Source organism: Mycobacterium sp. ML4, assembly GCF_054515735.1.
Window position 1 is genome coordinate 216,136 of record NZ_JBTNSY010000011.1, and the last position, 11,824, is coordinate 227,959.

Consider the following 11,824-nt stretch of genomic DNA (forward strand, 5'->3'; position numbering starts at 1 on the left):
CTCGCCATGAAAGCCGTGCTCCTTGCGGGTGGTCTTGGCACGCGTATGCGTGAGGAGACCGAATTCCGGCCCAAGCCGATGGTCGAGGTTGGTGGCCGGCCGGTGCTCTGGCACATCATGAAAATTCTTGGCCATCATGGCTTTTGCGAGTTCGTGGTGTGCACCGGCTACAAGAGCGAGTACATCAAGAGCTACTTCTCAAACTACGGGGTAGCCAATCTCGACTTCACCATCACCCTGGGTGACCAGTCGAGCATCCGCTATCACGGCTCACACGACGAATTCAATTGGCAGGTGACCGTCGCCGACACCGGCCTGGACACGATGACGGGCGGCCGGATCAAGCGGATCCGCAAGTATGTGGGTGACGAGGCGTTCCTGTGCACCTACGGCGACGGCATCGCCGACGTCGACATTCATGCACTCATCAAGTTTCACCGTGAGCACGGCAAAATCGCCACCGTCACGGCCACTCAGCCGATGAGCCGGTTCGGTGTCATCGACCTGGAGGAGGACGGCGGGGTCGCCAAATTCCGCGAAAAGCCGAAGACCGAGGACTGGATCAACATCGGCTACTTCATTTTCGAGCCGGGAGTGTTCGACTACCTCGAGGGCGACGAGACCGTCTTGGAGGAGAAGCCGCTGCTCCAGCTGGCCGCGGACCGCCAGATTGCAGCCTTCCCGCACCATGGTTTCTGGCAGCCAATGGACACATTCCGAGAATCTCAGTTGTTGAACAACCTATGGAACAGCGGAAACCCGCCGTGGAAAGTATGGGAGTAAGTGTGGGAGTAGGTGCGGGAGTGAAGAAAAAGATCGCAGTAATCGCCCCCGCCTACAACGAAAGTGAATGCGTCGAGGAGCTGGCTCGCCAGCTGGCGAAGGTTTTCGACTCAGAGCCGGACTACGACTTCGAGGCGATAATCGTCGAAAACGGTTCGACCGATGACACGATGGAAAAGCTGCTTGCCATCCATTCTGCGGATCCGCGGTTCAAGATCTTGAAGTTGGCCCGCAATTTTCGGATGGACGGCGGTCTGACCGCCGGGCTGAACTCGGTCGACGCCGATGCCGTCGTGCTCATGACCGCCGACCTGCAAGACCCCCCCGAATTCATCCCGGAAATGATTCGCGCATGGGAGCAGGGCTACGAAAACGTCTACGGAGTAGTGACTGAGCGGGGCGGCGTCGGCCCCATCCGGCGCATGAACTCCCAATTGTTCTACTGGTTGGCCGGCAGGCTCACTGACGACCGAATCACCAGCAACGCCAGCGACTTCCGGTTAGTCGACCGGAAAGTCTACGAGGCGGTTCGCTCGATGGACGAGCGCAACCGGTTCGTCCGTGGCCTGTTCTCCTGGGTTGGCTTCAAGTCGATCGGGTTGCCGATGAAGCGGGCACCTCGCTTCGCCGGGGAATCCAAGGCGTACAGCCTCAAGGTGATCGATCTGGCAGGTAAGGGGATTCTCGCCCACTCCTACGTACCGCTTCGGCTTATCACTCTCACCGGCTTCATCTTGAGTGCCATTGCAGCCCTCGCCGTATTTGTGCTGGCCGTGCGTTTCGTCTTCTATGGTGTGCCATTTCCCGGGTTCGGCTCGCTTATCTGCGTCACACTGGTCGGATTCGGGGTAGTGACGTTGCTCCTGGGGGTCGTTGGTGAGTACCTCGCGCTCATCTACGAAGAGGTCAAGCAGCGCCCCAATTTCGTCATAAGCCAGAAGGTGGGTATGTGACGAGCCCCCATAACCCCACTCCGAAATATTCGAAGTATTCCGACCAGCTCACTGACTGGCTGGTGGGTGCCGGCTATACCCATTGCTTCTTCGTCGCCGGGGGCAACATCATGCACTTGCTCGATTCGGTGCGCACCCGGATGGTGTGCGTGCCGTTCGTGCACGAGGTGGGCGCGGCTATCGCGACGGAATACTTCAATGCTTCCCGCGATGAAGGTACCGGCCGTGCGCTCGCATTGGTGACGGCCGGTCCGGGAGTTACCAACGCGCTCACCGGAATTGCGGGTGCTTGGCAGGAAAGCCGTGAATTGCTTGTCCTGGGCGGACAAGTCAAGAGCAGCGATCTGAGCCGCGGTGCGGTGCGCCAACGGGGCATACAGGAAATAGACGGGGTGACGTTGGTGAGCAGTGTGGCCAAGCGCGCCTTGCGAATCGAGCGTCCGGTTGCGCGCGGCATCATCCTGAACGCCGTGCTCGAGGGCCGCACACCCCGGCAGGGGCCGGTGTTCCTGGAAGTCTGCCTCGACGCGCAGGCGGCACCCCCGCTGCCGGACCAGGATCCAGTCGCAATTGCGGAGGCAGGCGCACTTCCGGAGGTGCCAGCAGCGGACATTGAACAAGCTGTGGCTCTTGTGCGTGAGTCTGAGCGCCCGGTCATCCTCATCGGAGGAGGGGTGGGCCGCGGAGCCGTGCGCGCTCTGGGCCGGCGGACGGTAGCCGCGGGCATCCCGATTATGACCACGTGGAACGGGGCCGACCGGGTTCCGACCGAGCACCCTCTGTACTGCGGTCGCCCGAACACCTGGGGACAGCGTGCCGCGAACATCCTCATTCAGCAGGCCGACCTGGTGGTTGCCGTCGGCACCCGGCTCGGGCTGCAGCAGACGGGTTTCGCGTGGGAGCAGTTCGTGCCCGTCGGGCGGGTGGTGCAGGTCGACATCGACGCCGCCGAACTCGAGAAAGGACATCCGCGCGTCGACCTGACGCTGCGGGGAGACGCCGACCGGTTCCTGGCCGCCCTGTACGGGTCCGACCTTGGGGATCCCGGACGGTGGCAAACGTGGCGGGAGTTCATCGCGTCAGTTCGCGCCGAGCTGCCTCTGAACGACCCGCAGAACGTCACCGCCCCCGGGTACGTGAAACCCTACGAGTTCGCGATGCGACTGGCCGAGGTCGTCGGGCCGGACGCCATCGTGCTGCCCGGCAGTAGTGGCGGCTCTTTCAGTGTCGCCATGCAGGCTCTGCAGCTGCGCGCCGACCAGAAGCTGGTCACGAATAAGTCACTTGCGAGCATGGGTTACGGGCTGTCCGGTGCGATCGGGGCGGCTCTGGCCAACCCGGGCCATCAGGTGGTCCTGAGCGAGGGGGACGGCGGATTCGCCCAAAACCTGCAGGAGCTCGGCACGCTTGCGGCCACGGGAGCGAATCTCAAGGTGTTCGTGCTGGACAACAACGGCTACGCGTCGATCAGGATGACCCAACGCAACTACTTCGGCGGCGCATGGATCGGTTGCGACGCCCAGACCGGGCTGGGTCTGCCGGAATGGGAGGCCTTGGCCCGGGCATACGGGATCCCGTTCGCCCGGCTCGACGCCGAATCCGGCCTCGATGCAGCGGCCGTCCGTTCCTTGCTGGCTGCCGACGGCCCGGCGCTCATGGTGGTGCCTATCGACCCCGAGCAGACCTACTACCCGAAGATCACCTCGGCGGTGCAGCCGGACGGCTCGATGAAGTCGAATCCGCTGCACAGGATGAGTCCCGACCTCCCTGCCGATGCTGAGGAGCGGGTCACCGTGCATCTCGGCGCGGCGGCGCCCCGAGCCAGTTCACGTGGCAGCTCCTGATCCGGCAATTCCTGCCGTAATCGCCCACGGGGCAGGATGACCGGCGCCTAGACTCTAGAGATTTGTTACGGGGCTGACCAGGGGAGGCAATGTGAACAAAACCGAACGGCAGATGGCTGAAATCTTGCGCGTAGGCAAGCAAGAGCACGGCATTGTCAGCGTCAAGGCCGAATTTGAGGCCGAAGGAACTCGTATCGACGAGCTGCTGCGTCTCGTCGACATCGCCCGCTCCGCTGGCCTGCCACTGACCGTTAAAATCGGCGGCTGCGAGGCCATGCGTGACCTTCTCGAGGCCAAGCAGATCGGTGTGCGTTACATCGTCGCACCGATGGTGGAGACGCCGTACGCTCTGACAAAGTACATCGCGGCCAAGAACACGGTCTATGACGAGGACGAGGAACTAGACACCGACTTCTTGTTCAACCTTGAGACGATCACAGGCTTCAATAATCTCGACGCGATGCTTGAGACGGCCACGAAAGGTCGCGGGGTCAATGGCATCGTGTTCGGTCGAGTGGACTTCACCGGATCACTCGGTCAGACCCGCGACACCATCAACAGCCCTGAAATCACCAATTACGTGACCACCGTTGCCGAAAAGGCGAAGCAGGCCGGCCTTGACCTGGTCCTTGGCGGTGCGATATCTAGCGACACGTTAGACACGATTCGTGAGGTCGCCAATGTGCACCTGACGCGGTTCGAGACCCGCAAGGTCGTGTTTGACGGCTCGGCCGGCACGTTCGACTCGATCGCCGACGGGCTGCTCAACGCAGTGCACTTCGAATTGCTGTGGCTGCTGAACAAGCGCGACTACTACGGCCACATCACCGACGAGGACGCCAAGCGCATCGAGATGCTCGACGCACGTTGGAAAGTTCTGAACCATCACTGAGCTCGCCGACAGCGCCGTTCTTCCATGCGACCGGAGGTTGTCGAACGCTCAGCGGCCCCACAGCTCACGCTGAGCGCTATCCATTGGCTGCCGACCTGTCGGGGCCAAGGCACTTATGACCGCTACCTTGAGCGGCGCCACCGGATTCGTCGGAGGGTCACTTCTGCCGAACCCATTCGAACAGGGCCCACCCCGTCATCCGAAGCGTTGCACGACCGCGCCAAACGACATGTCGCCCCCGCGATTCGGTACCGCACACCGCACCGAGTCGGGCGTCCGCGAACTATTCCGCTCGGCAGCAGTTTTGAGCGAGAATGACCGCGCCGGGATGGTGAAGCTGGCACAATTCCCTGGATAGAGGGATCCGGGTCGACGATCATTCGACCGAACAGGTAGGGGGACAGAGTGGCACCGGTGCCAGCGTCGGGTGCACCCAGATGATGTTTCAGGAACCCCTTCACGTCGGTCGCCCGAACATGGGTTCACGGCGCGAGTTCGACCGCCTCGTTGATGGCATTTTCGAGCGGCACTGGCTGACGAACGCCGGACCGCTCGTCGTGGAGCTCGAACGCCGGATAGCGGACTTTCTCGATGTGAGAAATTGCGTAGCAATGGCGAGCGGTACGGTCGCGCTCGAGATCGCGATCCGAGCGCTCGGACTCACGGGGGAAGTGATCATCCCGTCGTACACATTTATCGCCACTGCCCATGCGCTTCATTGGCAGGGAATTACACCGGTCTTTGCCGACATCGACCCGCTTACACATAACCTCGACCCCGAGTCGGTTCGGACCTTTATCACTCCCCGGACCTCTGGGATTATCGGCGTGCACCTCTGGGGCCGACCAGCGCCGGTGCACGAGCTGCAGGAACTTGCCGGTGAGCACGGCCTCGAGTTGCTCTTCGATGCGGCACACGCGTTCGGGAACTCTCACAACGGCCGCATGATGGGATCGTCCGGCAGAGCCGAGGTACTGAGTTTTCACGCTACAAAATTCTTCAACACGTTCGAGGGCGGCGCCGTCGTCACCAACGACGACGAGCTGGCCGAGCGAATGCGATTGATGCGGAACTTCGGCTTTGTAGATTTCGACGAGGTCGTCTACCCAGGTACCAACGGGAAGATGACCGAGATTTGTGCAGCGATGGGCTTGGTCAACCTAGACTCCATCGATACGTTTACGGCGCGTAACCGCGCGAACCACGCGGCATACAGCGAGGTACTTGGACGAAGCGAACACCTGCACCTGTGTCAGTACGATTCGGGGTCGATGGGGAACCATCAGTACGTCGTTGTGGAGCTGTCGCCTTTGGTCAGCGAGTGCCGGGACAAACTGGTTGTCGACCTGCACGCAGAAAACGTCCGGGCTCGCAAGTACTTCTGGCCGGGATGCCATGCCATGGAACCGTATAAGAGCTTGTTCCCCCACGCGGGAGTGCACCTGCCGAACACCGCGCTCGTGGCAGAAAGTGTCATCGTCTTGCCCACCGGAACGGCTGTGCAGCCTGACGATTGCACCCGGATCGGCGAATTCATATTGTCGAGACTGGCTGGTTACTAGTGCGACTTGGAATTATGCAGCCGTATTTTCTTCCCTATATCGGCTACTTCCAATTGCTCGAGTACTGCGACACGTTCGTTGTTTACGACGACATAAAATACACCAAAAAAGGATGGATCAACCGCAATCGGATACTTACTTCGGGAAGTCCACGCACGATCACGCTCCCGTTGCGGCGCGCGAGCGATTTTGCCGATGTACGCGATCGGGAGATCGCCCCCGAATACAGTGCGAGCGGGATGTTGGCCCTTCTTCGCCAGAGCTACCACAAAGCACCATTGTGGGCTAAGTATGAACAGTTCCTCCGGGAGGTCCTGGAGTTTCCGAGTCGCAACCTCTTCGACTTCGTTGCGAACTCGATCTCCGCTGTTGCCCGTTGCTTAGGCATCGAGACTGAGCTGGTCGTCTCGTCAAGCCTGGGTATCGACAGAAGCTTTCGCGGCGAGGAACGGGTACTGGCAACATGCGCGGCGGTCGGCGCGACCGAGTACGTGAACCCGATAGGCGGTCTGGATCTGTACCACGACTCAGCATTCACCGAACACGGGATACGCCTCAGTTTTCTACGCTCCCTTTTGACTCCGTATGCCCAGTTCTCGTCTCCGTACGTCGAAGCGCTTTCGATCGTGGATACGATGATGTTCGTCGAGCCGCACGAGCTTCGCAACAGGGTGCAATCCGACTACGAAATATTAGTTAAATAAGCGGGGTGCGCGGCTATCGTTTACTTTAGCCGCCGACTCCACTGCCACGCGCCGCATTGATCTGGTGCCGCGACTCTACGGTCTCGGGCTTGCCCGGAACCCAACTAGTGCTTGGCGCGCAGGTCGACGCCGGAAATCGCAAGCAGCCTGGCCGTGATGTGGTTCTCGGAGCACACTCTTGCAGACTCGAGCACCACAGTCAGACCTCGAGAACAGGCATCCGTAGACCTATCGGTTGGAGTACGTCTGGAACGAAGAGATCCCCGCGGGAGCTTCGGTCTTCATGGGGCCCTTCGTGTTTCAGCGAGTTATGTCACCACGAGTCCGAGCCCCACGGGCGTGGCAGCGATCGGCTCGCACCTGATCGACGGCAGGATCACCTCATCCAGCACCATCCGCTCGTCGTCGTCTCCGGCCTCGTCGAGGTAGATGACGTCACCGGGGCGTATGTACTCCTCGATGACGCCCCACGCGAACACGGTCGGCTCGTAGATGTCCAGGTCGAACAACACCATCCACTGCCTGGTTTCTCGGTGCACAGAAATATCAACGGATTTGAGCGTGTCCTCGACGTCGCCAACGTGCCAGTGCACCCGGGGGTCATTCAGTTGAGGAGGCTGACCGTCGTTGCTGAACGCTCCTTCTCCAAATTCTTTCCACGCCCTGGGCAGTCCGGTGAACCTGTCGAACCCGTGCCAGATCACGTCTTGTCCCAGGCGACTAAGCCACCAGTTCGTCGCGTAGCCGTGGGCTACTCCGAATTCCAGAACAAACAGCGGACGCTTCGGGTCTAGCCGAGCCAGGCACTGCTCCCACAACTTCTCACGGCGCGAGTAGAGATCGAGCCGGCGACCGAATACGCGGTCTTGCCACGCCACGTACTCCGCAACCTGGCCAGCCGCGGTAGCTTTTTGCCGAAGAGTCGGCGACTTCCAGAACAACCGTGCGGCTACAACCGCTTGCATTCTCCGGTGAAATGGCAACGGGAAAGCGTCGGGGAACAGGTCTTGTGACATCGCTCGATGATAGGGGATCAGGCGGCGGTATATGTGTCCATGGCCATTAAAAAGTACCAACTGGTGCGGAAGTGAACGCCGCGACCCATTCAGAGATCTGCGCCATCCCTGAAGAGCGGCTGATCTCTGAACGTGAACTGCTGCAACCACTCCCATCGCTACGACTGCAGATCGAGGCTCCCTCGGTACTGCGCAAGGTCGACCGCCTGTCCTGCATTCGGTACGGGTCGGCCCGCTACTCAGTGCCGATGAGGTTGATCGGCACCACGGTGGTCGTGGTCGTCGATCACGGTGCGATCTGTCTACTGGAACCGGCCACCGAGGTGATCGTGGCCGAACATGAACTCGTCGCGCCCGGCAGCGTGTCGATCCTCGACGAGCACTACGACGGACCCCGGCCAGTACCCAACCGCGGACCCGCCCGAAAACCACGGTCGAGAAGCAGTTCTGCGACCTCGGCGCCGACGCCGAGGCGTTCCTGGTCGGTGCCGCCGCGATCGGCAACACCCGCCTGGCCTCGCAGTTGGAGATCCTGCTCGCACTGGGCGCCGCTCACGGCACCGACGCCCTGGTCTGCGCTCTGCACCGGGCGGTTCCGGGCCGCCAACGTGCGCTCCATCCTGGCCGCCGGCATCGGAACACCCCAACCCCGCCCCGCAGGCGACGCGCTGATCCTGGATTTGCCCGTTGCCCCGACCCGGTCCCTGGACGCCGACAAGATCACACCCGTCATCGACGGCGACGTGATCTCGTGACCAAGACCTCACCGGTTGCTGTCACTAAACCCGTTGCACCACCGTCGGTTTCACCACTGGCCACCGATCTCGATGCCGGGCTACGGCGGTTGAAGCTGGCTGCCTTGCAACGCACCGCACCCGAGGTCTTGATCACCGCCAAGACCCAACGCTGGACCCCCGAGGAAGTCCTACGCGCCCTCAACGTAGCCGAGTTGGCCGCTCGCGATGCCTCCAACATCGTCAACCGCCTCAAGGCCGTAGCGCTCCCCGTGCCCAAGACGTTAGAGAGCTTCGACGTGGCTGCTTCCTCGATCCAACCCCAAGTGTTCAACTACCTCTCGATCTGGAATGGATTCGAGCGCAGCAGAACCTGGCGATACTCATATGGCCACCAGCGGATACTTCAACTTGGCCATTGACAATATGTGAGGTCGAAGAAACCGGTAATACTGTACGTATGTCCGGCACAATCCTAGCCTGGCAGTCGGGGACCCTCCAACGCGTAAGGGAGAGTGAGCTTGTCGGCGACTAGGGATTACGATCGCGAGTTCCAGGACAACCGAGAACGGCGGTATTCTTATGACTTCGACGGCATCGTTCGGGCGCACCTGTTGCGCCGGCTCCAACCACGGTTCAAGATCGACGGTGCCACTTTGGAGCTTGGCGCCTACAAGGGCGACATGACCCAGCAGCTGCTCGAGTACTTCGGTCAACTCGACGTAATCGAGGCTTCGCCGATCCTCGCAGATGAAGTTCGTGCGCGCTTCGGCGGCCGAGCGCAGGTCACGACGGGCCTGTTCGAGGATGTCATGCCAACGGAGCGATACCAAAATATTTTCTTGGTTCACACGCTCGAACACCTTGATGATCCCGTAACCGTGCTGGCGCGGATCGGGACCTGGCTAGAGCACGACGGTCTCCTCTTCGTCGCCGTCCCCAATGCGAACGCGTTATCGCGCCAGATCGCGGTTCACATGGGTCTCATCGAGCACAACAGCGCCGTGACCCCTGGCGAGTTCGAGCACGGGCACCGGCGGACGTACTCGCTCGATACCCTTCTCGCCGAAGTCCGCAGCGCCGGGTTGAGCGTGGTCGATTTTGGAGGAGTGATCGTCAAGCCGCTGGCAAACTTTCAGTTCGATCGCGCTCTGGAGGAGGGCATCGTCAGCAGGGAGTACGTCGAGGGCTGCGACAGCCTTGCGTTGGTATACCCGGACCTCTCATCGACGGTGTTCGTTGTCTGTTCGAGAACGGAGCGCTGATCTTTTTGGGTACTACCTCGGATGTTGGGTCGCAGTCCGAATTGTCTCGGCTCCGGTCGCTCGGGTGGGAAGCCCCCCCACCCGATGCCGATGGGGTGCGCTGGTCGCGCCGAGACGTCGCGCAGGTGTCGTACCCACGCGGCGTATTAGACACGCTGGCAAGCGACGGCGGCGCAGGATTCTGGCTCGATGCCCGCGCCTTCGCAGTCGGGGAGCTACTGCGGGAAGCGTCGGTCGACAGGATCTGGGACGTGGGAGCCGGGTCGGGCGCGATGGCTAAGCGCCTGGGGCGATACGGCATCGACGTGTTGTCGGTCGAGCCGTTGCCGGAAGGAGCGCGGGAAATTGCACTCATGGGGGCGCAGGTTTTCTGTGGGACCCTGCATGATCTCGCTCTGCCAGCGGGCAGCTTGCCTGCGGTGGGCCTCTTCGACGTGCTCGAGCATCTTGAGGACCCCTCGGATCTCCTCGGTGAGGTCGCCCGAGTTTTATCTCCCGAGGGGATCCTGGTGGTGACGGTCCCTGCGTACCAATGGCTGTGGAGCGCCGAGGACGAAGCGCTCGGTCACTTTCGCAGGTACACGACCAAAACATTAAGTCGCGACTTGGTGCGATCACAGTTCACGGTTCTCTCCGCTCGCTACGTCTTCGCCTCGCTGGTTCCGCCCGCCGCGGTCCTTAGAACGCTGCCCTATCGCCTTGGCCGTCGCGGCACACCGAGCGAGGTAATTTTGCGCAACAGCGCTCGCTTGGACCCCGGAGCAGCTTCGAGCTGGGCGGGACGCGTGCTAGCCCTCGAGGCAAAGGCCGCGCGCCATGTTCGACTCCCCTTCGGCTTGTCTGTCCTTGCCGTTGCGCAGGGCCGACTCGTATTCTGAGCGAGATGACGTCCGATCCTGTTGCACCCGAGAATCCGCACCCGGACGCGCCCAAGTTGGTCTCGGTTGTCATCCCGGTATATCGCAACGCTGAGTCTCTGACACAGCTCTACAACGAGCTCATCGATGTTGCGGCCAGTCGTTTTCCGGCGTGCGACCTCGAGATTGTGTTCGTCGACGACGGGTCGGACGACGACTCCTGGGAAGTGATCTGCGCGCTCCGTGAAAAGGACCCAGCACGGGTCTCTGCGCATCGACTCAGTCGGAACTTTGGCCAGCTCAGTGCGATGGTCGCCGGGTACCGACTTGCCCGTGGCGACGCGTTGGTTAGCATCTCGGCCGATCTTCAGGATCCCACCGCGCTGATTGGCGACATGGTCGACCGCTGGCTGGCCGGCGACGACATCGTGATCGCCAACCGGGCAGGACGATCGGACGGGGCGATCGCGGGTGCAACCAGCCGGATTGCGTACTGGTACGCCCGCCGGTACACCCCCGCAATACCAGAGGGCGGATTCGACTATTTTCTGATGGACAGGCGGGCAATCGATCTGCTCTTACAGTTCAAGGGCCGTTTCCGCTTTCTTCAGGGCGACCTGTTGTGGCTCGGACTGCCTACAAGCTTCATTCCCTACGTTCGGCGCGAGCGACCACATGGCAAGTCCGGGTACTCCCTCGTGAAGAGACTCAGTAATTTCACTGACCTCGTAATCGATTCGTCGTACGGCCCCATAAAGGCAATGTCCCGTCTCGGGTTCGTCGTTGCGTTTCTAGGTTTCGTCGACCTGCTCAGCATCGTGATCGATTGGATGGCGGGAGGGTCCCCGTTCAAGGGTTGGGCGCCGATCATGGTGACCTTGCTGGTGCTGCTCGGCTTCATGATGATGATGCTTGGAGTGATTGGCGAGTACTTATGGCGCATTCATGACCAGGTCCGTGAGCGCCCGATGCACGTGGTGCTCACGTCGGAGTTTGCACAGGTGCGCCAAGAGCCCGGCCGGCCCATCAATCTGAAGCAACGGCGTTAGCGCTGACGTACTAATCACCCAAGGGGTCAGCTGTACTCGAACGGCGCAAGATCGCGACAGTCCACCAAAACACCGTTGCTGTTCAGCACACACAGCCTGCCGCGTATCTCGTCAGCATTTCCTTCCCTCATCTTCTACAGCGCTCATATCTTCTACCATTAAATC

Annotated in this window: 10 protein-coding genes and 2 pseudogenes; 11 read left to right on the forward strand and 1 reads right to left on the reverse strand. The window is 61.1% G+C overall.

Annotation, left to right across the window (positions count from 1 at the left end; translation table 11 throughout):
• The first annotated feature begins 6 nt into the window (after positions 1–6).
• The 6 genes from rfbF (at position 7) to ACX9NE_RS14950 (ending at position 6,738) form a co-directional block, all read left to right on the forward strand.
• Positions 7–783, forward strand: coding sequence for a glucose-1-phosphate cytidylyltransferase (gene rfbF, locus ACX9NE_RS14925; RefSeq protein WP_459362886.1), 777 nt, complete (start codon positions 7–9; stop codon positions 781–783).
• Positions 774–1,736, forward strand: coding sequence for a glycosyltransferase family 2 protein (locus ACX9NE_RS14930; RefSeq protein WP_459362870.1), 963 nt, complete (start codon positions 774–776; stop codon positions 1,734–1,736). Before rfbF ends, ACX9NE_RS14930 begins: the two co-directional genes overlap by 10 nt.
• Complete coding sequence (locus tag ACX9NE_RS14935; protein WP_459362871.1) at positions 1,733–3,580, forward strand: thiamine pyrophosphate-binding protein; 1,848 nt, start codon at positions 1,733–1,735, stop codon at positions 3,578–3,580. The genes ACX9NE_RS14930 and ACX9NE_RS14935 overlap by 4 nt, the downstream gene beginning before the upstream one ends.
• 91 nt (positions 3,581–3,671) lie before the next feature.
• The gene (locus ACX9NE_RS14940) at positions 3,672–4,472 is read left to right on the forward strand and encodes an aldolase/citrate lyase family protein (protein WP_459362872.1); all 801 of its coding nucleotides are present in this window, start codon (positions 3,672–3,674) and stop codon (positions 4,470–4,472) included.
• Positions 4,473–4,909: 437 nt separating this feature from the next.
• Positions 4,910–6,034, forward strand: a complete 1,125-nt coding sequence (locus ACX9NE_RS14945) for a DegT/DnrJ/EryC1/StrS family aminotransferase (RefSeq protein ID WP_459362873.1) — start codon at positions 4,910–4,912, stop codon at positions 6,032–6,034.
• A gap of 14 nt (positions 6,035–6,048) precedes the next feature.
• On the forward strand, positions 6,049–6,738 hold the full coding sequence (locus ACX9NE_RS14950; RefSeq protein ID WP_459362874.1) for a WbqC family protein: 690 nt from the start codon (positions 6,049–6,051) through the stop codon (positions 6,736–6,738).
• 308 nt (positions 6,739–7,046) lie between these two features.
• Here the strand turns inward: ACX9NE_RS14950 and ACX9NE_RS14955 are convergent, their stop codons facing one another.
• On the reverse strand, positions 7,047–7,754 hold the full coding sequence (locus tag ACX9NE_RS14955; protein ID WP_459362875.1) for a class I SAM-dependent methyltransferase: 708 nt from the start codon (positions 7,752–7,754) through the stop codon (positions 7,047–7,049).
• A gap of 65 nt (positions 7,755–7,819) precedes the next feature.
• On the opposite strand from ACX9NE_RS14955, the pseudogene ACX9NE_RS14960 reads away from it, so the two are divergent.
• From ACX9NE_RS14960 to ACX9NE_RS14980, 5 genes and pseudogenes are all read left to right on the forward strand, one after another.
• Positions 7,820–8,509, forward strand: a pseudogene (locus tag ACX9NE_RS14960) (Mu transposase domain-containing protein); the annotation flags it as partial.
• Positions 8,506–8,873: pseudogene (locus ACX9NE_RS14965) on the forward strand (ATP-binding protein); the annotation flags it as partial. The pseudogenes ACX9NE_RS14960 and ACX9NE_RS14965, both read left to right, overlap by 4 nt.
• Positions 8,874–9,009: 136 nt before the next feature.
• Complete coding sequence (locus tag ACX9NE_RS14970) at positions 9,010–9,753, forward strand: class I SAM-dependent methyltransferase (protein WP_459362876.1); 744 nt, start codon at positions 9,010–9,012, stop codon at positions 9,751–9,753.
• A gap of 125 nt (positions 9,754–9,878) precedes the next feature.
• A complete protein-coding gene (locus tag ACX9NE_RS14975; protein ID WP_459362877.1) occupies positions 9,879–10,631 on the forward strand; it encodes a class I SAM-dependent methyltransferase in 753 nt (250 codons plus the stop codon).
• A gap of 5 nt (positions 10,632–10,636) precedes the next feature.
• On the forward strand, positions 10,637–11,659 hold the full coding sequence (locus ACX9NE_RS14980) for a glycosyltransferase family 2 protein (protein WP_459362878.1): 1,023 nt from the start codon (positions 10,637–10,639) through the stop codon (positions 11,657–11,659).
• Positions 11,660–11,824 lie beyond the last annotated feature (165 nt).

Coding starts and splice junctions, on each gene's coding strand:
- rfbF (WP_459362886.1), top strand. CDS start 7: ATGAAAGCCGTGCTCCTTGCGGGTGGTCTTGGCACGCGTATGCGTGAG.
- ACX9NE_RS14930 (WP_459362870.1), top strand. CDS start 774: ATGGGAGTAAGTGTGGGAGTAGGTGCGGGAGTGAAGAAAAAGATCGCA.
- ACX9NE_RS14945 (WP_459362873.1), top strand. CDS start 4,910: ATGATGTTTCAGGAACCCCTTCACGTCGGTCGCCCGAACATGGGTTCA.
- ACX9NE_RS14950 (WP_459362874.1), top strand. CDS start 6,049: ATGCAGCCGTATTTTCTTCCCTATATCGGCTACTTCCAATTGCTCGAG.
- ACX9NE_RS14955 (WP_459362875.1), bottom strand. CDS start 7,754: ATGTCACAAGACCTGTTCCCCGACGCTTTCCCGTTGCCATTTCACCGG.
- ACX9NE_RS14980 (WP_459362878.1), top strand. CDS start 10,637: ATGACGTCCGATCCTGTTGCACCCGAGAATCCGCACCCGGACGCGCCC.